Below are 20,781 nucleotides of genomic sequence, written 5' to 3'. Positions count from 1 at the left end.
ATCATGGGGGTTTCGCGGCCTTGGTGCAAGTGGCGGGCATGGACGGCAGCGGGCGGCGGGCGCATAGTGGAACCATGCCCGCCCTGTGCCGTGATTGCCTGACCACATTCGACTCCGGCCTGCGCTGCCCTGCCTGCCGCAGCCCGCGGGTTCTGGCGCATCCGGAGCTGTTCGACCTGTCGATCGCACATATGGATTGCGACGCCTTCTATGCCAGCGTGGAAAAGCGCGACAATCCCGAGCTTGCCGACAAACCGGTGATCGTGGGGGGCGGCACGCGGGGGGTGGTGTCGACCTGCTGCTATATCGCGCGGATTTCCGGCGTGCGGTCGGCGATGCCGATGTTCCAGGCGCTGAAGCTGTGCCCGCAGGCGGTGGTCGTGAAGCCGCGCATGTCGGTCTATGTGGCGGAAAGCCGGAAGATACGGGCGATGATGGAGGAGCTGACGCCCGACATCGAACCCCTGTCGCTGGACGAGGCGTTCATGGACCTGTCGGGGACGGCGCGGCTGCACGGTGCGCCGCCTGCGGTGATGCTGGCGCGGCTGGTGCGGCGGATGGAGACGGAGCTGGGGCTGACAGGGTCCATCGGGTTGAGCCACAACAAGTTTCTGGCAAAGATCGCATCCGACCTCGACAAGCCCAAGGGGTTTTCCGTGATCGGGCGGGCCGAGACGCAAGCGTTCCTGACGCCGAAACCGGTGCGGATCATCTGGGGCGTGGGAACAGCCACGCAGGCGGCGCTGGAGGCGGCGGGGATTCGCACCATCGCGGATTTGCTGCGCTGGGACCGCGCCGATCTGGTGGCGCGGTTCGGGTCGATGGGAGAGCGGCTGTTCCATCTGGCGCGGGGGCAGGACCAGCGGCGGGTCAGTCGGGACGAGCGGCCGAAGTCCATCAGCAAGGAGACGACCTTCAACGAGGATACGGGCGATGCCGACCTGCTGGACGGGCATATCTGGCGGCTGGCGGAACAGGTGTCGGATCGGGCCAAGGCCAAGGGGCTGGCGGGGCGGACGGTGGTGTTGAAGCTGAAACGCGACGATTTCCAGACGGTTACGCGGCGGCAGGGCCTTGGCGATGCGACGCAGATGGCCGACCGCATCTATCGCGCGGCGCGGGATTTGTTCGACCATGCGGGGACGAAGGGGCCGTTCCGGCTGATCGGGGTGGGGATCGCGGATCTGGTGGGCGAGGATCAGGCGGACCGGTCGGGCGACCTGTTGGACCCGGAGGCGGGCAAGCGGGCCAAGGCGGAACGGGCGGCGGATGCGATCCGCGCGCGGTTCGGTCAGGACGCCATCATCAAGGGGCGTGCCCTGCGCTGATCACTCGGCCGCGAGGGGCAGGCTGCCCGCCTGCGGGGCGGTGATGTCCGCGATGACGTGGGTCATAAGCCTTTGGAATTCATCGAAATCCGCGCGGGGTTCGATGCGGGTTTCATCCATGTAGAGCGCACGGTCGATCTCGATCTGCACGACATGCTGGTTGCGCGAGGGGCGACCATAGGCCTGTGCGATATAGGCGCCGGCGAAGGGGGCGTTGCGGGCGGTGCGCAGGCCCGCGGCGGCGAAGGCGGATTCGATCCGGTCCACCACATCGCGGGCGGCGGCGGCGCCGAAACGGTCGCCCAGAACGACATCGGGGCGGGGGTGACCGGGGCGGGAATGGGCCTCGATCGCCTCGTGCGGCATGGAGTGGCAATCGATCAGGATGGCATGACCGAATTGCGCAAGGCTTTCATCGAGAAGGGTTTTCAGCCTTGAATGATAGGGATGCCAATAGCGCAGGATGCGGAATTCGGCATCGTTGCGGGCCAGTTTGCCGCGATAGATCGCCCGCCCGCCCGCCACCACGCGGGGAATGACGCCAAGGCCCGAGGAGACGCGGGGGTTGTGGGGGGCGCGGTCGATGCCTTCGATCACCGCCGGATCGAGTTCGTCGGCGGCGCGGTTGAGGTCGATATAGGCGCGGGGGATGCGGGCGGCCAGCAGGGGCGCGCCGTGGGCGGGGGCGGCGGAGAACAGGCGGTCGACGAAGGCATCTTCCGAGGAGCGGATCGTATGGCGGTCCAGAATGCTTTGCGAAACAAAGGCTTCGGGATAGTCCGCGCCGGAATGCGGGGACGAGAAGACCAACGGGGTTGTCCGGTCGGCCGGAAGGTGCAGGGTGAAGGCGTCGCTGTCCATGTGCCAGATATAGACGTGTTTTTTCAGTTGCCAAAACCCCTTGAACCCTGCGGCGACTCCTTTTATAGACCCGACGACCGACGCGGACCCGCCCGCGTCATTTTTGTTGATGACAGGCGGAAATGCGAAGGAGCGTGGGCGGTTAGCTCAGCGGTAGAGCACTACGTTGACATCGTAGTGGCCACTGGTTCGATCCCAGTACCGCCCACCATTTCGCCGTTTTCCGCAAGGAAAACATCAAGGATTTCAAGGCGCTGCGCGCCGCGAATGGGAGAAGAACGATGAAGGTTGCGAACTCGCTCCGCTCGCTCAAGACGCGTCATCGCGATTGCCAGGTCGTGCGCCGCAAGGGCCGCGTCTATGTGATCAACAAGACGCAGAAGCGGTACAAGGCCCGTCAGGGCTGAGGACTTTCCGGGAAACCGGAGTGCAGGGCCGCCCATCGGGCGGCCTTTTGCTTTGGCGCGGGGGCAAGTGGCCGGAACGCCTTGTAAATCTGGCGATATGGGCGGAACGGGGTGTACCGTAACCTGTGCCGCGGGTTGTGCCGCACCCTGTCAGCACGCAGCGAACGGTGGCGGTCAGTTAACCCTGTTGCCGCGAATCGTTTGGAGCGCCCGTCATGCATCCCAATCCCGCCTTCCGCGACACGCCCGAGGACGCGAACCTGCGCTTTGCCGCGGCGCGGGGGTTCGGGATGCTGTGCATCAACGGCGAGGGCGGGCCGGTCGCGGCGCATGTGCCCTTTGTGATGGCGGGTGCGCGGGTGGTGGAGGTACATCTGGCGCGGTCCAACGCGATTGCGCGGGCGGGGCTTCCCGCGCCGGCGCTGCTGGCGGTGCAGGGGCCGGATGCCTATGTCTCGCCCGACTGGTACGGGGTGCCGGATCAGGTGCCGACATGGAATTACGTGGCGGTGCATCTGCGGGGGGTGCTGTCGCCGATGGCGGGCGCGGAGTTGGAGCCGCAGGTGGATGCGCTGTCGGCGGAGTTCGAGGGGCGGATCGCGGGCAAGCGGCCTTGGACCAAGCACAAGATGGGCGCGGGCGTGATGGAGCGGATGATGCGGGGCATCCTGCCCTTTCGCCTTGAGGTGACGGACGTGCAGGGGACGTGGAAGCTGGGCCAGAACAAGACGCCCGAGGCGCGGGCGGGCGTGATCGCGGCGCTGGAGGCGCAGGGCGGGCTGGCGGCAGAGATCGCGGGGATGATGCGGGCGCTGGGCTGAGGGGGGCTGCGGTGCGGCCCGTGTTTCGGGCGCAGGCGAAGTTTGACGCAAACTTCGCGGCGATTTCTGACGCAGAAATCGCCCGGCAGCCGCGGGACGGGGCGGGGCCGGAATTTGCGTCAAATTCCGGCGCGGTTTGTGCGTCACAAACCGCTTTTCGGGCGGGCTGGCAGGGCCTAGGGTCGCGGGCAACCGGCAGGAGACATTCGACATGCGCCTCTACTACTCCCCCACCTCTCCCTATGTCCGCAAGGTGACGGTCCTTTTGCGCGAGACAGGGCAGTTTGCCGATGTGGAACTGGTCAGCGGGTCGGGCAATCCGGTCGATCCCGGCACGGCGCCGCTGGAGGCGAACCCGCTGGGCAAGGTGCCCGCGCTGGAGCGGCCGGACGGGCCCGCGCTCTATGACAGCCGCGTCATCTGCCAGTTTCTGGACGCGCGCGCCGGGGACGGGGCCGGTGCGGGACTTTACCCGCAGGGCGCGCGGCTTTGGGATACGCTGACGGTCGAGGCGACGGGGGACGGCATCCTGGATGCGGCGCTGCTGATGATCTACGAGGTGCGCATCCGGCCAGAGGAGCTGCGCTATGCCCCATGGGTCGAGGGGCAGTGGGCCAAGGTCGAGCGCGCGCTGGATGCGCTGGAGACGCGGTGGATGGCGCATCTGGAGGGGCCGCTGGATGCGGGCCAGATCGCGGTGGGCTGTGCGCTGGGCTATCTGGATTTCCGCCACGACGCGCGGGGATGGCGGACGGGGCGGCCCCATCTGGCGGCGTGGTATGCGGGTTTCGCGGCGCGCCCGTCGATGCAGGCCACCCGCCCCGTCTGAGCGCGGGCATCCGGGCGCGGGCAAAGGATTCACCTGATTTGCATGATTCTGGCACCCTGCCGTCGCGGGGGCCGATCGGGGCGGGCTGCGCGCCGACTTGTCGCAGGGACTTGCAGGCGGGACGGGCTGTTCCACCCTTCTTTCCATGCCGGCGCGCCCGAACGGCCACAGACCGCGATTTTCCGGGGCTTCCGGGCGGGTCTGCGCCCGTTTGTCCGCTGGACGATCCGGCGCGCCTTGTCTAAAAGCCGCCCGGCAAGGCTGCGGGTGACCGCGGCCCCACCATTTATGGGTCGCGGGAAAACCGCGCCCTTGGAAGGGAGAAGGTCTCGTGTCCCACGCTGAAGACAACGCAGGTACCCGGCGGGATTTCCTGTATTACGCGACGGCCGGGGCCGGGGCGGTTGCCACGGGCGCCGCTGTCTGGCCGCTGGTCAACCAGATGAACCCCTCGGCTGACGTGCAGGCGCTGTCGTCGATCTTCGTCGACGTCTCGGGCGTCGAGGTCGGCACGCAGCTGACGGTGAAGTGGCTGGGCAAGCCCGTGTTCATCCGTCGCCGCACGCCGGAAGAGATCGAGGCGGCGCGCAACACGGATCTGGCCGCGCTGCCGGACCCGCTGGCCGACAATGCCAACAAGCCGGATGCCGATGCATCGGACGAGAACCGCACGCTGGACGAGGCGGGCGAGTGGCTGGTGATGATGGGCGTCTGCACCCATCTGGGCTGCGTGCCGCTGGGCGATGGCGCCGGTGAGTTCGGCGGCTGGTTCTGCCCCTGCCACGGGTCGCACTACGACACGTCGGGCCGCATCCGCAAAGGGCCCGCGCCGCGCAACCTGCCGGTGCCGGTGGCGGCCTTCGAAGACGAATCCACGATCAAGCTCGGGTAAGGAAACAGACAGATGGCCGGAATTCCGCACGACCATTACGAGCCCAAGAGCTCGGCCGAGAAGTGGCTGCACAAGCGCCTGCCGATCGCGGGGCTGCTGTATGACACGATCATGATCCCCACGCCCAAGAACCTGAACTGGATGTGGATCTGGGGCATCATCCTGACCTTCTGCCTTGCGCTGCAGATCGTCACGGGCATCATCCTTGTGATGCATTACACGCCGCATGTGGACTACGCCTTTGCGTCGGTCGAGCACATCATGCGCAACGTCAATGGCGGCTACATGATCCGCTACCTGCACATGAACGGCGCGTCGCTGTTCTTTGTCGCGGTCTACCTGCACATCTTCCGCGGTCTGTATTACGGGTCCTACAAGGCCCCGCGCGAGGTGACGTGGATCGTCGGCATGCTGATCTACCTGCTGATGATGGGCACGGCCTTCATGGGCTATGTGCTGCCTTGGGGCCAGATGTCGTTCTGGGGGGCCACGGTGATCACCGGCCTGTTCGGCGCCATCCCCGGCATCGGGCCGAGCATCCAGACCTGGCTGCTGGGCGGGCCTGCGGTGGACAATGCCACGCTGAACCGCTTCTTCTCGCTGCACTATCTGCTGCCCTTCGTGATCGCCGGTCTTGTCGCCGTGCACATCTGGGCCTTCCACACCACGGGCAACAACAACCCGACGGGCGTGGACGTGCGGCGCACCTCGAAAGAGGAAGCGGCGAAGGATACGGTTCCGTTCTGGCCCTATTACGTGATCAAGGACCTGTTCGCGCTGGCCGTGATCCTGGCGGTGTTCTTCGCCATCGTGGGCTTCATGCCGAACTATCTGGGCCACCCCGACAACTATATCGAGGCGAACCCGCTGGCGACGCCCGCGCATATCGTGCCGGAATGGTACTTCCTGCCCTTCTACGCGATCCTGCGCGCCTTCACGGCCGACGTCTGGGTCGTGATCGCGGCCGAATGGATCACCTTCGGGATCGTGGACGCCAAGTTCTTCGGCGTGCTGGCGATGTTCGGGGCGATCGCGGTCATGGCGCTGGCGCCGTGGCTGGACACGTCTTCGGTGCGGTCGGGCCGCTATCGCCCGATGTTCAAGTGGTGGTTCGCGCTGCTGGTGGTCGACTTCATCGTCCTGATGTGGGTCGGTGCGATGCCGGCGGAAGAGCCCTATGCGACCATCTCGCTGATCGCGTCGGCCTACTGGTTCGCCTATTTCCTCGTGATCCTGCCGCTGCTTGGCGTGATCGAGAAGCCGCTGCCGCAGCCGGCGACGATCGAGGATGACTTCAATGCCCACTACGGCGCCAAAGCCCATCCGGCCGAGTGAGAAAGGGATTTACCAACATGTTCAGGAAAATCGCACTCACCGCTTCGGCGCTGGCCATTTCGGCCAGCGCGGCGATGGCCGCGGGTGGCCATGCGGAGCTGACCGACTATGCCTTTGCCCATGAAGGGCCGTTCGGCAAGTTCGACCAGTTCCAGCTCCAGCGCGGGCTGCAGGTCTATACCGAGGTCTGCGCGGCGTGCCACGGGCTGAAATATGTCCCGATCCGCACGCTGTCCGACGAAGGCGGCCCGCAGCTGCCCGAGGATCAGGTGCGCGCCTATGCCACCCAGTTCACCGTCACCGACGAGGAGACGGGCGAGGACCGCGAAGGCAAGCCGACCGACCATTTCCCCGTGTCGGGGATGGAAGGCGCGCCGGACCTGTCGATGATGGCCAAGGCCCGCGCGGGCTTTCACGGGCCCTATGGCACGGGTCTGAGCCAGCTGTTCAACGGTATGGGCGGGCCGGAGTACATCTATTCCATCCTGACGCATTACGAGGAAAACCCCGAATGCGCGCCGGACGGGATCGACGGCTTCTACTATAACACCTCGTTCCCGAACGGGGGCGTTCCGGACAGCTGCAAGGACGAGCATGGCGTTTCCACCGTGCCCGGCAGCTGGATCGCGATGCCGCCTCCGCTGGCCGATGACCAGGTCACCTATGCCGACGGCACGGCGGCCACGGTCAGCCAGATGTCGGCGGACGTGTCGTCCTTCCTGATGTGGGCGGCAGAGCCCAAGCTGATGGGTCGCAAGGAAGCGGGCTTCAAGGCGGTGGTCTTCCTGATCATCCTCGGCTCGCTGCTCTATCTGACCAACAAGCGCATCTGGGCGGGTGTGAAGGGCAAGAAGGTCGCCTGACACCCCATCGGCGTGATCAAGCGGAAAGGCCCCTGCCATGATGGCAGGGGCCTTTTCATTGGCGGACAGGCGGCATATCCGGTCACATCGCGGAATTGCGATCCGTCTCATACCTTTGCAGGGTTGCCTAAAGCCCCCCCTGCGGCCTTTAATGGTCAATAGACCACGCCAGCCGGAGGTTCCCGGCGAGCTTGCAGCAGGGAGGTTACACCCATGTGCCAGGTCTTTGCGGGGCAGGATCCTGCCCGGTACGAATCGGTGACCAGACGGCTGCGCCTGAACGGCCAGTCCACCAGTATCCGTCTGGAACGCGCGTTCTGGGGTATCCTTGACCAGATGGCGCGGAACGAGGACAGCACCACGCCTGCCTTCCTTTCCAGGCTGCACTCGGAAGTCCTGCAACAGCATGGAGAAGCAGTGAATTTCACGTCCCTGCTGCGCTGTGCCTGCACGATCTATCTGGGCGAACTGGAGCGCGTTCCGCAGATTTCTGGCCGGGAAAGATTCGCCGCAGAATAAGGGGCTGTAGTACGGCGTTACTACCAACGCCGGAAATTGGTCTGATAACCTTACCAGAATAGAGAAGTTCTGGAGGGCTCATGGCCAAGGCGATCCATTCGATGATCCGCGTCCTCGACGAGGCGCGGTCTGTTGCATTCTACGATCAGGCTTTCGGGCTGAAGGTTGCGGAGCGGCTGGATTTCGAGTCGTTCACCCTTGTCTACCTGTCCAATGCCGAGACGGGATTCGAGCTTGAACTGACGATCAACAAGGGCCGGACCGAGCCCTACAACCTTGGCGACGGCTATGGCCATCTGGCCTTCTCGGTCGAGAATCTGGATGCCGAACATGCCCGCCTGACCGAAGCCGGTCTGGCCCCGCGCAAGCTGGTGGATTTCGCCCCCGGCGGCACGGTGATCGCGCGCTTCTTCTTCATCGCGGACCCCGATGGTTACCAGATCGAGGTCCTTCAACGTGGCGGTCGCTATCTGTGATCGCCCTGCGTGGGCGGGGGGAGGAGCCGCCCGCGCACCCAACACTGTCTTGCTCAGGGAGGAGACTATGACACAACCACTGAAAAGCCGGGGCCTGACGCGGCGCCAGCTTCTGTCGATGTCGGCAGTTGCGGGCGCGAGCATGGTCGTCGGTGCCGGCTTTGTCGCATCGGGGAATGCGGCATGGGCGCTGGAGACGACGGCCGTGAAGCCCGAATCGATGGCGACGCTGATCCAGATGGCGCGGGACATCTATCCGCACGATCAGGTGCCGGACCAGTATTACGCCGTGGCCGTGAAGGGCTATGACAGCGCCGAGAATGCGGAAAAGGTCGAGGCGGGAATCGCCGAGCTGAACGCGGCGGCGCAGGCGGCGGGCCATGCCGATTACCTGTCGATCGGCTGGGAAGAGGACCGCGTGGCGGTTCTGAAGGCGATCGAGGGCGGGGCCTTCTTCCAGACGGTGCGGGCAGGTCTGGTGACCGGTCTCTACAACCAGAAAGAAGTCTGGCCGATCTTCGGCTACCAGGGCGAGAGCTTCAGCCAGGGTGGCTATATCGAGCGCGGCTTCAACGACATCGACTGGCTGTAAGGGGAGATCGGACAGATGGTTGCGAAATTCGACCTGAACGACGACTCCGTGGTCGTCATCATCGGCACCGGCGCGGGCGGCGGTGTGCTGGCGAACGAACTGGCGCAGAAGGGCGTCAAGGTCGTGGCGCTTGAATCCGGCGGGCGGTACCTGCCCGAGGATTACATCAACGACGAATGGGAAAGCTTCACCCAGCTGGCATGGCTGGATGCGCGGACCACGTCGGGGTCCTGGCGCGTGGCCAAGGATTTCGCGGGGCTGCCCGCGTGGATCGTGAAGGCCGTCGGCGGCACAACCACCCACTGGGCGGGCGCCTCGATCCGGTTCCAGGAGCATGAGTGGAAGGCGCTGTCGACCTATGGCGCGGTCGAGGGGGCGAACCTTCTGGACTGGCCGATCGACGCCGCCGAAATGGCGCCGTGGTACGAAAAGGCCGAGGCCAAGCTGGGCGTGACGCGGACGGGCGACCGTGCGGGGCTGCCGGGCAACAACAACTACCTCGTCTTCGAAAAGGGCGCCAAGGCGCTGGGCTACAAGGAAGTGCATACCGGCCGCATGGCGATCAACTCGGCCGATTATGACGACCGGATGGCCTGCCAGCAGACCGGCTTCTGCTTCCAGGGCTGCAAGTGGGGCGCGAAGTGGTCGGCCGCCTATACCGACATTCCGCGCGGCGAGGCGACGGGCAATCTGGAAGTGCGCGAGAAGTGCCACGCCGCACGCATCCTGCACAATGACGAGGGCAAGGTGACGGGGGTCGAATATTTCGACGCCGACGGCAACCTGCAGTTCCAGAAGGCGCGCATCGTTTCGGTGGCAGGCAACAGCTTTGAATCGCCGCGTCTGCTGCTGAATTCGGCGTCGAGCATGTTCCCGAACGGGCTTGCGAACTCGTCCGATCAGGTGGGGCGGAACTACATGCGCCACACGACCGGTTCGGTCTATGCGATCTTCGACAAGCCGGTCCGCATGTGGCGCGGCACGACGATGGCCGGGATCGTGCAGGACGAGGCGCGGCACGACCCGTCGCGCGGGTTCGTCGGTGGCTACGAGCTGGAGACGCTGTCGCTGGGCCTGCCCTTCATGGCGGCCTTCCTCAACCCCGGCGGCTGGGGCCGCGGCTTCACCACGGCGCTGGACCATTACGAAAACATGGCCGGCATGTGGATCGTGGGCGAGGACATGCCGCAGGCGACCAACCGCGTCACCCTGTCGGATGCGGTGGACCAGTACGGGTTGAAGGTGGCGAACGTCCATTTCGACGACCACCCGAACGACGTGGCGATGCGGAACCATGCCTACAAGCAGGGCATCGCGATGTACGAGGCGGTGGGGGCCACCCGCGCCTTCCCGACGCCGCCCTACCCGTCGACGCACAACTTGGGCACCAACCGGATGTCGGAAAAGCCCGAGGATGGCGTGGTGAACAAGTGGGGCCAGACCCACGACATCAGCAACCTGTTCGTGTCGGACGGGTCGCAGTTCACCACCGGCGCGGCGGAAAACCCGACGCTGACCATCGTCGCGCTGGCGATCCGTCAGGCCGACTACATCGCCCGCGAGATGAGCGCCGGCAACATCTGACACGTTCCGCAAGGGACGAAGGGGGGCGGTCCGCAGGGGCCGCCCCTTTTGCGTTTCAGCCTTCGGGCGCGGCAAGGTCGCGGAACTGGTCGATCCGGATCTGGCGGTCGGGAAAGCGGGCGATGATGTCCAACTCGCCCCCCATCGCCTGCACGAAGCGGCGGAGCGTGCCGATATACATGTCGGTCCGCTTTTCCATGCGGGCAACGGAGGCCTGATTGATGTTCAGGGCGGCGGCGATCTCTTCCTGCGACAGTTTCATCGCGCGGCGGAGTTCGGCGAGCGCCATCTCCTGTTCCAGAAGGCCGGATTTCGCCGTGGCGCGGGCCTGCGACGCAGGCGACATGCGGGCGCGGAGTTCGGAAAAGGGGGTGCGTCCGGTCATTCGATCAATCCTTCGTCCTTGAGGTCGCGCAGGTGCTGGTCATACAGGTCGTCCGCAATCGGGATCATGCGGTCGTAGAAACGGTCATCCCCCGTCTTGTCGCCGCCGATCAGCAGGATGGCCGAGCGGCGGGGATCGAAGGCATAGAAGATGCGGAGCGGATGCCCCTGACTTTACACGCGGAGTTCGTGCATATCGTCGTGCCGGCTGCCCGCGATCCCGCTGCTGCAGGGAAAGGGAAGGTTGGGCCCCCGCACCTCCAGCCGCTGGACATGGGCATCGATGTCTTCCTGTCCCGCTTCGGGCAGGGTCGCCCACCATTCCGCGAATTCGTCGGTATACTCGATACTCCACATGCGGGGAAAATATGCCCCTGAGAGCATATTTTCAAGTGTCCCGTCGCGGGTGGGGCATCTACCGTTTCACGCTGGCCGTGACGTAGTTGCAGGACAGGTCGCGCGAGGACAGGGACCAGGACCAGGAGACGGGGTTGAAGACCATCCCCTTGCGGTCGACGGGGTCGAGGCCCGCGTTGCGGATCAGGGCGTAAAGCTCGTCCGGGGTGATGAATTTCGACCAGTCATGCGTGCCCTTCGGCAGCCAGCGCATCACGTATTCCGCGCCGATGATCGCCATGACGAAGCTCTTGGGGTTCCGGTTCAGGGTGGAGCAGACCATCAGCCCGCCCTGTTTCAGAAGCGTCTGGCAGGCGGTCAGATAGGCCTGCGGGTCGGCCACGTGTTCGACCACCTCCATGTTCAGGACCACGTCGAATCGCTCTCCGGCGGCGGCGAGGTCTTCGGCGGTGGTGTGGCGGTAGTCGATGGTCAGGCCGGATTGCGCGGCGTGGAGTTGGGCCACGGGGATGTTGCGGGGCGCGGCATCGGCCCCCACCACATCGGCGCCAAGCCGCGCCATCGGTTCGGACAGAAGCCCCCCGCCGCAGCCGATGTCGAGGATCCGCAGGCCCGCAAAGGGCTGCGGCTGCGTCAGGTCGCGGTCAAATTCCGCTGCGATCTGCCGTGTGATATAGTCGAGACGGCAGGGGTTGAGCATGTGGAGCGGTTTGAACTTGCCGTTGGGGTCCCACCATTCGGCGGCCATCGCCTCGAATTTGGCGACCTCGGACGGGTCGACTGTGGTGATCGTCATGGCTGCCTCTCGTTTGACTTTGGAACATGCGTCGATGCGCGATATATAGGGCAGCGATGGATCACAGATCAGGCCAAAAGCGCGCAGTCGAATTTCTTTACCCGCCGATCGACCCGTTCGATCAGCGGGTCATCGACATGGGCGACGGTCACCGCATCTATGTCGAGCAATGCGGCAATCCGGAAGGGATTCCGGTCGTCGTGCTGCATGGGGGGCCCGGGGGCGGGTGCAGCCCCGCGATGCGGCGGTATTTCGACCCGACCGCGTTCCGCGTGATCCTGTTCGACCAGCGCGGATGCGGGCGGTCGCGGCCCCATGCCAGCGTGATCCAGAACACGACGTGGCATCTGGTGTCGGATATCGAGGTGATCCGCAAGGAACTGGGGATTTCCCGCTGGGTCTGCTTTGGCGGAAGCTGGGGGGCCACGCTGGCGCTGGTCTATGCCATCTCACATCCCGAGCGGGTGTCGGCCATGGTGCTGCGCGGCGTGTTCCTGATGACGCGGGCGGAGCTGGACTGGTTCTATGGCGGCGGCGCGGGGGCGTTCTTCCCCGAGCTCTGGGCGCGGTTCGTGAATGCGATTCCGTCGGACGAGCGGGGTGATCTGATCGCGGCCTATCACCGGCGGCTGTTTTCCGGCAACGTGATGGAAGAGACGCGCTTCGGTCGTATCTGGGCGAACTGGGAAAACGCGCTGGCCTCGATCCACAATGACGGCGCGATGGGGGAAAGCCCGGCGGAATATGCCCGCGCCTTCGCGCGGCTGGAGAACCATTATTTCCACAATGGCGGCTTTCTGGAGGAGGACGGCTGGATCCTGCGCGAGAAGGCGCGGATCAAGCATATCCCCGCGACCATCATTCAGGGCCGCTATGACATGATCTGCCCGCCGCTGGCGGCGTGGAAACTGGCGCAGGGCTGGGATGCCTGCGAGATCCGGCTGATCCCGATGGCGGGACATGCCCTGTCGGAACCGGGGATCAGCGAGGGGCTGGTGCGGGCGATGGACAACCTGCGCGGGTTGGGGCGGTAGGCACAGCCTGCAATAACCCTTGCAGACTCGGCCCCCCGTGCGTATATCCCCCTGCAACAGCGGTGTCGGGGTCCAAACCCGGCCCCACCGAACCTGACACGCGGGCCGCTGTGCCCGCTTTTTTGTTTTCGCACGGAACCCATGACCGATCTGATCGCCAAGACCGCCATCGACCGCCGCCTTGCGGACATCGTCGGCCCCGTCATCGAGGGGCTGGGGTTCGAGCTGGTCCGTATCCGTCTGATGGGCGGCCGGACGCGCGTGTTGCAGATCATGGCCGACCGTCCCGAAGGCGGGATCGAGGTGGACGACTGCGCCGCGATTTCCACCGCCGTGTCCGCCGTTCTGGATGTGGAAGACCCGATCGAGGAGAATTACGTCCTTGAGGTGTCGTCCCCCGGCATCGACCGGCCTCTGACGCGGTTGAAGGATTTCGACATGTGGGTGGATTACGAGGCCCGCATCGAGACGACCGAACTGATCGACGGGCGCCGCCGGTTCAAGGGCGTGCTGCAGGGGACCGAGGGCGACGAGGTCCTGATCGAGATCGAGGAGGGCGGCGAGGCGGTGACGATCGGGCTGAAGTTCGACTGGCTGTCGGACGCCAAGCTGATCCTGACCGACGAGCTGATCGCCGAGATGCTGCGCCAGCGCAAGGCATCGGGCGTCATCGACGAGACGAAGTTCACCGACATCGAAGAATTCGAAGGCGAGGACGAGGGCGACACCGCCCCCGACGCGCCCGAGACGAAACACTGACCAGCCGGAGGCCATCATGGCAATCACCTCTGCGAACCAGCTTGAACTTCTGCAAACGGCCGAGGCCGTGGCGCGGGAGAAGATGATCGACCCGGATCTGGTGATCCAGGCGATGGAAGAGAGCCTCGCCCGCGCCGCGAAGTCGCGCTACGGGTCCGAGCTGGACATCCGCGTGAAGATCGACCGCAAGACGGGCCGCGCGACCTTTGCCCGCATCCGCACCGTGGTCGAGGATGAGGCGCTGGAGAATCACCACGCGCAGCTGACGGTGAAGCAGGCGAAATCCTATCTGGCCGACCCCAAGGTGGGCGACGAGGTGATCGACGAGGTTCCGCCCGTCGATCTGGGCCGGATCGCCGCGCAGTCGGCCAAGCAGGTGATCCTGCAGAAGGTCCGCGAGGCCGAGCGGGATCGCCAGTACGAGGAATTCAAGGACCGCAAGGGCAGCATCATCAACGGTGTCGTCAAGCGCGAGGAATACGGCAACATCATCGTCGACATCGGCCGCGGTGAAGGCATCCTGCGTCGGAACGAGAAGATCGGTCGCGAAGCCTATCGCCCGAACGACCGCATCCGCTGCTATATCAAGGACGTGCGGCGCGAGGCGCGGGGTCCGCAGGTCTTCCTGTCGCGGACCGACCCGCAATTCATGGCGGAACTGTTCAAGATGGAAGTGCCGGAGATTTACGACGGCATCATCGAGATCAAGGCCGTCGCCCGCGACCCCGGTTCGCGCGCGAAGATCGCCGTGATTTCCTATGACAACTCCATCGACCCGGTCGGCGCCTGCGTCGGTATGCGCGGCAGCCGCGTGCAGGCCGTGGTGAACGAGTTGCAGGGCGAGAAGATCGACATCATCCCGTGGAACCAGGATCAGGCGACGTTCCTTGTGAACGCGCTGCAACCGGCCGAGGTGTCCAAGGTCGTGATCGACGAGGAAGCCGGCAAGATCGAGGTCGTGGTGCCCGACGAGCAGCTTTCGCTGGCCATCGGCCGTCGCGGCCAGAACGTGCGTCTGGCAAGCCAGCTGACCGGTCTGGACATCGACATCATGACCGAGGCCGAGGAATCGCAGCGCCGTCAGGCCGAATTCGCGGAACGCACCAAGCTGTTCATGGACACGCTGGACGTGGACGAGATGATGGCGCAACTGCTGGTCGCGGAAGGCTTCACCAATCTGGAAGAAGTGGCCTATGTCGATGTGGACGAACTGCTGTCCATCGACGGCTTTGACGAGGATACGGCGGGCGAGTTGCAGGCCCGTGCGCGCGACTTCCTGGAAGAGCAGAACCGCAAGGCGCTGGAAGCCGCCCGCGCGATGGGTGTCGAGGACAGCCTGATTGACTTCGAGGGGCTCACTCCCCAGATGGTGGAGGCACTGGCGAAGGACGGCATCAAGACGCTGGAAGATTTCGCCACCTGCGCCGACTGGGAACTGGCCGGCGGCTGGACGACCGAGAACGGCCAGCGCAAGAAGGACGAAGGCGTCCTCGAGAAGTTCGACATGTCGCTGGAAGAGGCGCAGCACCTGATCATGACCGCACGCGTCATGCTGGGCTGGGTCGATCCCACCGAACTCGCCCAGGCCGATGCGGAAGAGGTCGAGGGCGAAGACGAGGAGGCCGAGGCCTGATCGCAGGCCTCGGGAGAGCGCGCCCATGACGCGGGGTGGCCGGGAAAAGGATCAGGACGAACCGGAACGCAAGTGCATCGTTTCCGGCGAGAGCCAGCCCAAGGGCGGGCTGATCCGGTTCGTGGTCGGGCCCGACGCGATGGTGGTGCCCGATGTTCTGGGACGTCTGCCGGGGCGCGGCATGTATGTCGCCGCGGACCGCAAGGCGATCGACAAGGCGGCGGCGAAGGGATTGTTCTCCCGCGCCGCGCGCCAGCCGGTGAAGGCACCCGACGGGCTGTCGGACCTGATCGAGGCGCAGCTGCTGCGACGGGTGCTGGACACGCTGTCGATGGCACGCAAGGCGGGCGAGGCGGTCACCGGATACGAGAAGGTGAAGGAATGGCTTGTGAAGGGTCGGGCGCGTGTCCTGATCCAGGCGAGTGACGGGTCGGAACGCGGCAAGACCAAGCTGCATCCACCCGAAGGCGAGGGCGGCTTCATCGGCTGTCTTTCCTCGGGGGAATTGGGTTTGGCATTCGGGCGCGAACGTGCCATACACGCCGCGCTTGCGGCTGGTGGACTCGGACAGCGTGTTGTAGAGGAAGCGGCAAGGCTTGCGGGAGTCCGCGGGCATGTCGGCGGGATTTCCGCCGGAGAGGATACGAAGACGGCATGAGCGATACTGACGGCAAGAAACCCCTTGGCTTGGGTGGCGGCGCGCGTGGTCCCGGACAGGTGAAGCAAAGCTTCAGCCACGGGCGCACCAAAAGCGTGGCTGTTGAGGTCAAGCGCAAGCGCGTGGTGGTTCCGACCAAACCCGGTGCCGCAGGTGCTGGCGGGGCCGCCGGGGCTAGCCCGCATCTGGGCGATCCCTCGAAGCGGCCCGCGGGCATTTCGGATGCCGAGATGGAGCGCCGTCTGGCGGCCCTGAAGGCCGCCAAGGCGCGCGAGCAGGAAGACGCGCTTCGCCGCGCCGAGGAAGAGCGCGCCCGCGAGGAAGATCGCCAGCGCCGCCGCGAAGAGATGGAAGCCAAGGAGCGCGAGGATCGCGAGCGCGAAGCCGCCCTGCGCGCCAAGGCCGAGGAAGAGGAACGCGCCGCCCGCGCGGCCGAGGAGGCGAAAGCCGCCGCTGCCGCCGCGCGCAAGGCCGAGATTCTGGGCACCCGCCCGAAATCCGCCGCTGCCCCCGCCCCTGCCGCGACTGCCAAGGCGGAACCGTCGGCGGCCCCTGCGGCCCCGGGCGAGGAAACCCGTGGCGGTGGCACGATGCGCCCCGCCCTTGCGCCCCGCAAGTCGGAGCGCGAGCGGGACGAACGGGCAACGGATCGTGACCGTGGCAAGACCAAGGGCGACGATGGCCGCCGCGCGGGCAAGCTGACCCTGTCGGATGCGATTTCCGACGAAGGCGGCCGCCAGCGGTCGCTTGCCGCGATGAAGCGCAAGCAGGAAAAGGCGCGGCAAAAGGCGATGGGCTTTGGCCAGAAGGCCGAAAAGCAGGTGCGCGACGTGCAGCTGCCCGAAACCATCGTGGTCAGCGAACTGGCGAACCGGATGGCGGAACGCGCCGCCGATGTGGTCAAGGCGCTGATGAAGATGGGCATGATGGTCACCATGAACCAGACCGTCGACGCCGATACCGCCGAACTGGTGATCGAGGAATTCGGCCACCGCGCGGTGCGCGTGTCCGATTCGGACGTGGAACAGGCCATCGAGACGGTCGCGGACCGCGACGAGGACCTGCAGCCGCGCCCGCCGATCGTCACGATCATGGGTCACGTCGACCACGGCAAGACCTCGCTGCTGGACGCCATCCGCAAGGCCAATGTCGTGTCGGGCGAAGCGGGCGGGATCACGCAGCATATCGGCGCCTATCAGGTGAAGACGCCCAATGGCGCGCTGGTGTCCTTCCTGGATACGCCCGGCCACGCGGCCTTTACCTCGATGCGGGCCCGTGGCGCGCAGGTGACGGATATCGTGGTGCTGGTGGTGGCCGCCGATGACGCGGTGATGCCGCAGACCATCGAGGCGATCAACCACGCCAAGGCGGCGAAGGTGCCGATGATCGTCGCCATCAACAAGTGCGACAAGCCGGATGCGAACCCGCAGAAGGTGCGCACGGACCTGCTGCAGCATGAAGTCGTCGTCGAACAGATGTCGGGTGAAGTGCAGGACGTCGAGGTTTCGGCCAAGACGGGCAAGGGTCTGGACAACCTGCTGGAAGCCATCGCCCTTCAGGCCGAAATCCTGGAACTGCGGGCGAACCCGAATCGGGCGGCGTCGGGTGCGGTGATCGAGGCCAAGCTGGACGTGGGCCGTGGCCCCGTGGCGACGGTTCTGGTGCAGAACGGCACGCTGAAGCGCGGCGACATCTTCGTCGTGGGCGAGAAGTGGGGCAAGGTCCGCGCGCTCATCAACGACAAGGGCGAGACGGTGGCGGAAGCCGGTCCGTCGGTGCCGGTCGAGGTGCTGGGTCTGAACGGCACGCCGGAAGCCGGTGACGTGCTGAACGTTGTTGAAACCGAGGCGCAGGCGCGCGAGATCGCGGATTACCGCGAGAAGGCCGCCAAGGACAAGCGCGCCGCGGCGGGTGCTGCGACCACGCTGGAGCAGCTGATGGCGAAGGCCAAGGCCGATCTGGACGTGTCGGAACTGCCGGTGCTGGTGAAGGCCGACGTGCAGGGGTCTGCCGAGGCCATCGTGCAGGCGCTGGAGAAGGTCGGCAACGACGAGGTGCGCGTGCGCGTGCTGCATTACGGCGTCGGCGCGATCACCGATTCGGACGTTGGTCTGGCCGAGGCGTCGCGTGCGCCGATCATCGGCTTCAACGTGCGCGCCAATGCGACGGCGCGGAACTCGGCCCAGCAGAAGGGCGTCGAGATCCGCTATTACTCGATCATCTACGACCTGATCGACGACATCAAGAAAGCGGCCTCCGGCCTGCTCAAGGCCGAAGTGCGCGAGAACTTCATCGGTTACGCGAAGATCCAGGAGGTCTTCCGCATCACCGGCGTGGGCAACGTGGCGGGCTGTCTGGTCACCGAAGGGGTGGCACGGCGGTCGGCGGGCGTGCGTCTGCTGCGCGACAACGTGGTCATCCACGAAGGGACGCTCAAGACGCTCAAGCGCTTCAAGGACGAGGTCAAGGAAGTGCAGTCCGGTCAGGAATGCGGCATGGCCTTCGAACGCTATGAGGATATCCGCGCGGGCGACGTGATCGAGATCTTCGAGCGCGAGGAAGTCCAGCGCACGCTGGCCTGATCCGGTCGGACAGAATGACAAAGGGCCGGGCAGCGATGCCCGGCCCTTTTGCGTGACGGGTCGGAAGATCAGGAGGCGCGGGCGGCCTGCACCGGATAGCCGACAAAGGTTTTCTCGTCCACGCGGACCATGACCTTGCCATCGGCCAACTGGCCCACGACAACGCCCTGCACGGATACGCAGCTACCGATGGTGATTGTCCTGATCATCGTTTTCTCCCCCCGAAGACTAGGACAGGTTAACCTGCGCGGCAGGGATGCAAAGCGAAAAGTTGCCCCAAAGGGGCGATTCCCGCATTTTTCTTGTGCCCGTGTCAGAGCCAGTCGCGCAGGATCGGAATGAGGGGGATATCGGCGGGCGGCATCGGGTAATCTTTCAGATCGCGGGCGCGGACCCATGCCAGACGCTGCCCCTCGCGCCCCTGCGGGATGCCGTTCCAGCGGCGGCAGGCGAAAAGCGGCATCAGAAGGTGGAAGTCGGGATAGCTGTGGCTGGCAAAGGTCAGGGGGGCAAGGCAGCTTGCCCATGTGTCGATGCCCAATTCCTCGTGCAGTTCGCGGATCAGGGCGGCTTCGGGCGATTCGCCCTGTTCGACCTTGCCGCCGGGGAATTCCCACAGGCCGGCCAGCGACTTGCCCTCGGGCCGCTGGGCCAGAAGGACGCGACCCTCGGTGTCGATCAGGGCGACGGCAGAGACGAGGATGATCTTCGTCACGACCGGTAATCGGCGTTGATTTCGATGTAGCGGTTGGTCAGGTCGCAGGTCCAGACGGACCGTTTCGCGCGGCCAAGGCCAAGGTCGACGGCGATGACGAGTTCCTCGCCCAGCATATAGGCGGCGCCGTCCTCTTCGCGGTATTTCGGGTTCCGCCAGCCTTTCTCAGCGACGAGGATGTCGCCAAAGCGGATCGTCAGGCGGTCGCGGTCGGCCTCGGCCCCCGATTTGCCGATGGCGGCGACGATGCGGCCCCAGTTCGGGTCCTGCCCCGCGATGGCGGTCTTGACCAGCGGCGAATTGGCGATGGCAAAGGCCACGCGGGCGGCATCGGCATCGTCCCGCGCGCCGGTGACGCGGATTTCCACGAATTTCGTCGCGCCCTCGCCATCGCGGATGACCTGATGGGCAAGGTCGCGCATGACGTCGCGCAGGGCGGATTCGAACGCCTTGGCGACCGCGCCGGTCACGGGGGCGGCGGGCGATTTGCCCGTGGCCGCCAGCAGCAGAGTGTCCGAGGTGGAGGTGTCGCTGTCCACGGTGATGGAGTTGAAGGTGGCGCCCACATTGCGCGAGAGCATCTTCTGCAGCGCGGCGGGGGCGATCTTGGCGTCGGTGAAGATGTAGACCAGCATTGTCGCCATGTCGGGGGCGATCATGCCCGACCCCTTGGCGATGCCCGCGATGTGGATCGGGCCGCCGTCGCCCTGCACCGTTGCCGCCGCGCCCTTGGGGAAGGTGTCGGTGGTCATCATGGCGTGGGCGGCCATTTCGATGGCATCCTCGCGCAGGGCGGCCACCAGATCGGGGATGCGGGCGGTGATCTTCTCATAGGGCAGGGGTTCGCCGATCACGCCGGTGGAGGAGGAAAAGACGCGGCTTGCGGGGATGCCCAGCGCCTCGGCCACGCTGCCTGTGACGGCGGCGACGGCCTGATCGCCGACCTTGCCGGTGAAGGCGTTGGAATTGCCCGAGTTCACGATGATCGCGGCCCCTGTCCCCGCAGGCACCTTCGCAGCCAGTTTCGTCTGGCAGTCCCGCACGCAGCCGGACCGGGTGGAGGAAGTGGTGAAGACCCCCGCCACGGCAGTATCGGGAGCAAGGCGGACCAACATCACGTCCTTGCGGTTCTGATAGCGCACGCCCGCCTCGACCGCGGCGAATTCGACGCCCGCGATGAGGGGAAGTTTCGGGAAGCCGCCCTTGGGGGCGAGGGGCGAGACGGGCTTGGCCTTCTTTGCCTTGGGGGCGGCGGCGGTGGCCGCCCCGATTTCGGTGCCCATGACGCGGGCCTTGAGCTTTTTGACCTTTTTCTTCAGCGATTTCGCCTCGGATTTCCAATCGGTCTTTGCCATC

General features: G+C 65.6%; 23 protein-coding genes, 1 tRNA gene and 1 pseudogene. 17 read left to right on the top strand and 8 right to left on the bottom strand.

The features are described from left to right. The first annotated feature begins 74 nt into the window (after positions 1–74). A complete protein-coding gene (locus tag GU927_RS09210) occupies positions 75–1,328 on the top strand; it encodes a DNA polymerase IV (RefSeq protein WP_161762138.1) in 1,254 nt (417 codons plus the stop codon). On the opposite strand, the gene GU927_RS09205 is transcribed toward GU927_RS09210, so the two are convergent. Next, positions 1,329–2,189, bottom strand: coding sequence for an N-formylglutamate amidohydrolase (locus GU927_RS09205; RefSeq protein ID WP_161762137.1), 861 nt, complete (start codon positions 2,187–2,189; stop codon positions 1,329–1,331). A gap of 136 nt (positions 2,190–2,325) precedes the next feature. On the opposite strand from GU927_RS09205, the gene GU927_RS09200 reads away from it, so the two are divergent. The 11 genes from GU927_RS09200 to GU927_RS09150 all read left to right on the top strand — a co-directional run bounded on the left by GU927_RS09200 (position 2,326) and on the right by GU927_RS09150 (position 10,507). Further along, positions 2,326–2,400, top strand: a tRNA-Val gene (locus GU927_RS09200). A gap of 70 nt (positions 2,401–2,470) precedes the next feature. Next, positions 2,471–2,596 carry a type B 50S ribosomal protein L36 gene (gene ykgO / locus GU927_RS09195; protein ID WP_023666132.1) on the top strand — a complete coding sequence of 42 codons (126 nt, stop codon included), beginning with the start codon at positions 2,471–2,473 and terminating at the stop codon, positions 2,594–2,596. A gap of 215 nt (positions 2,597–2,811) precedes the next feature. After that, complete coding sequence (locus tag GU927_RS09190) at positions 2,812–3,417, top strand: FMN-binding negative transcriptional regulator (RefSeq protein WP_161762136.1); 606 nt, start codon at positions 2,812–2,814, stop codon at positions 3,415–3,417. A gap of 211 nt (positions 3,418–3,628) precedes the next feature. Beyond that, positions 3,629–4,246 (top strand): glutathione S-transferase, encoded by a 618-nt coding sequence (locus tag GU927_RS09185; protein ID WP_161762135.1) that lies wholly within the window; start codon positions 3,629–3,631, stop codon positions 4,244–4,246. A 331-nt stretch (positions 4,247–4,577) separates the two neighbouring features. Further along, positions 4,578–5,138 (top strand): ubiquinol-cytochrome c reductase iron-sulfur subunit, encoded by a 561-nt coding sequence (gene petA / locus GU927_RS09180; protein WP_161762134.1) that lies wholly within the window; start codon positions 4,578–4,580, stop codon positions 5,136–5,138. Positions 5,139–5,150: 12 nt separating this feature from the next. Next, entirely contained in the window at positions 5,151–6,473 is a 1,323-nt protein-coding gene (gene petB, locus GU927_RS09175; RefSeq protein ID WP_161762133.1) for a cytochrome b, read from the top strand. Between the two features lie 17 nt (positions 6,474–6,490). Next, positions 6,491–7,336 (top strand): cytochrome c1, encoded by an 846-nt coding sequence (locus tag GU927_RS09170; RefSeq protein ID WP_161762132.1) that lies wholly within the window; start codon positions 6,491–6,493, stop codon positions 7,334–7,336. Between the two features lie 213 nt (positions 7,337–7,549). Beyond that, a complete protein-coding gene (locus tag GU927_RS09165) occupies positions 7,550–7,855 on the top strand; it encodes a ribbon-helix-helix domain-containing protein (RefSeq protein ID WP_161762131.1) in 306 nt (101 codons plus the stop codon). An 80-nt stretch (positions 7,856–7,935) separates the two neighbouring features. Beyond that, positions 7,936–8,331 (top strand): VOC family protein, encoded by a 396-nt coding sequence (locus tag GU927_RS09160; RefSeq protein ID WP_161762130.1) that lies wholly within the window; start codon positions 7,936–7,938, stop codon positions 8,329–8,331. 67 nt (positions 8,332–8,398) lie between these two features. Then, entirely contained in the window at positions 8,399–8,923 is a 525-nt protein-coding gene (locus GU927_RS09155; RefSeq protein WP_161762129.1) for a twin-arginine translocation signal domain-containing protein, read from the top strand. Between the two features lie 15 nt (positions 8,924–8,938). Beyond that, positions 8,939–10,507: a GMC family oxidoreductase gene (locus GU927_RS09150; protein ID WP_161762128.1), complete on the top strand. Its 1,569-nt coding sequence runs from the start codon at positions 8,939–8,941 to the stop codon at positions 10,505–10,507. Between the two features lie 55 nt (positions 10,508–10,562). Here GU927_RS09150 and GU927_RS09145 read toward each other — a convergent pair whose 3' ends face one another. The 4 genes and pseudogenes from GU927_RS09145 to ubiG form a co-directional block, all read right to left on the bottom strand. Further along, a complete protein-coding gene (locus GU927_RS09145; protein ID WP_161762127.1) occupies positions 10,563–10,892 on the bottom strand; it encodes an XRE family transcriptional regulator in 330 nt (109 codons plus the stop codon). After that, positions 10,889–11,050, bottom strand: a pseudogene (locus tag GU927_RS20680) (type II toxin-antitoxin system RelE/ParE family toxin); the annotation flags it as partial. The gene GU927_RS09145 and the pseudogene GU927_RS20680, both read right to left, overlap by 4 nt. Before the next feature lie 15 nt (positions 11,051–11,065). Further along, positions 11,066–11,248: a hypothetical protein gene (locus GU927_RS09140; protein ID WP_217765575.1), complete on the bottom strand. Its 183-nt coding sequence runs from the start codon at positions 11,246–11,248 to the stop codon at positions 11,066–11,068. A 58-nt stretch (positions 11,249–11,306) separates the two neighbouring features. Further along, on the bottom strand, positions 11,307–12,044 hold the full coding sequence (gene ubiG / locus GU927_RS09135; RefSeq protein WP_161762126.1) for a bifunctional 2-polyprenyl-6-hydroxyphenol methylase/3-demethylubiquinol 3-O-methyltransferase UbiG: 738 nt from the start codon (positions 12,042–12,044) through the stop codon (positions 11,307–11,309). A 56-nt stretch (positions 12,045–12,100) separates the two neighbouring features. Between ubiG and pip the strand changes: the two genes are divergently transcribed. The 5 genes from pip (at position 12,101) to infB (ending at position 18,710) form a co-directional block, all read left to right on the top strand. After that, positions 12,101–13,078, top strand: a complete 978-nt coding sequence (gene pip / locus GU927_RS09130; protein ID WP_161762125.1) for a prolyl aminopeptidase — start codon at positions 12,101–12,103, stop codon at positions 13,076–13,078. A 141-nt stretch (positions 13,079–13,219) separates the two neighbouring features. Beyond that, complete coding sequence (gene rimP, locus GU927_RS09125; protein ID WP_161762124.1) at positions 13,220–13,837, top strand: ribosome maturation factor RimP; 618 nt, start codon at positions 13,220–13,222, stop codon at positions 13,835–13,837. A 16-nt stretch (positions 13,838–13,853) separates the two neighbouring features. Continuing rightward, positions 13,854–15,470 (top strand): transcription termination factor NusA, encoded by a 1,617-nt coding sequence (nusA, locus tag GU927_RS09120; RefSeq protein WP_161762123.1) that lies wholly within the window; start codon positions 13,854–13,856, stop codon positions 15,468–15,470. A gap of 25 nt (positions 15,471–15,495) precedes the next feature. Beyond that, entirely contained in the window at positions 15,496–16,128 is a 633-nt protein-coding gene (locus GU927_RS09115) for an RNA-binding protein (RefSeq protein WP_161762122.1), read from the top strand. Beyond that, positions 16,125–18,710 carry a translation initiation factor IF-2 gene (gene infB / locus GU927_RS09110; protein WP_161762121.1) on the top strand — a complete coding sequence of 862 codons (2,586 nt, stop codon included), beginning with the start codon at positions 16,125–16,127 and terminating at the stop codon, positions 18,708–18,710. The genes GU927_RS09115 and infB overlap by 4 nt, the downstream gene beginning before the upstream one ends. 68 nt (positions 18,711–18,778) lie before the next feature. On the opposite strand, the gene GU927_RS09105 is transcribed toward infB, so the two are convergent. The 3 genes from GU927_RS09105 to argJ all read right to left on the bottom strand — a co-directional run bounded on the left by GU927_RS09105 (position 18,779) and on the right by argJ (position 20,780). Further along, positions 18,779–18,919: a hypothetical protein gene (locus GU927_RS09105; protein ID WP_161762120.1), complete on the bottom strand. Its 141-nt coding sequence runs from the start codon at positions 18,917–18,919 to the stop codon at positions 18,779–18,781. Between the two features lie 104 nt (positions 18,920–19,023). Further along, on the bottom strand, positions 19,024–19,425 hold the full coding sequence (mutT, locus tag GU927_RS09100; protein ID WP_161762119.1) for an 8-oxo-dGTP diphosphatase MutT: 402 nt from the start codon (positions 19,423–19,425) through the stop codon (positions 19,024–19,026). Further along, the gene (gene argJ, locus GU927_RS09095) at positions 19,422–20,780 is read right to left on the bottom strand and encodes a bifunctional glutamate N-acetyltransferase/amino-acid acetyltransferase ArgJ (RefSeq protein ID WP_161762118.1); all 1,359 of its coding nucleotides are present in this window, start codon (positions 20,778–20,780) and stop codon (positions 19,422–19,424) included. The genes mutT and argJ overlap by 4 nt, the downstream gene beginning before the upstream one ends. Position 20,781: the final 1 nt, after the last annotated feature.

The organism is Paragemmobacter amnigenus (assembly GCF_009908265.2).
Lineage (GTDB): Bacteria > Pseudomonadota > Alphaproteobacteria > Rhodobacterales > Rhodobacteraceae > Paragemmobacter > Paragemmobacter amnigenus.
This window is presented reverse-complemented; position numbering and strand designations above follow the sequence as displayed.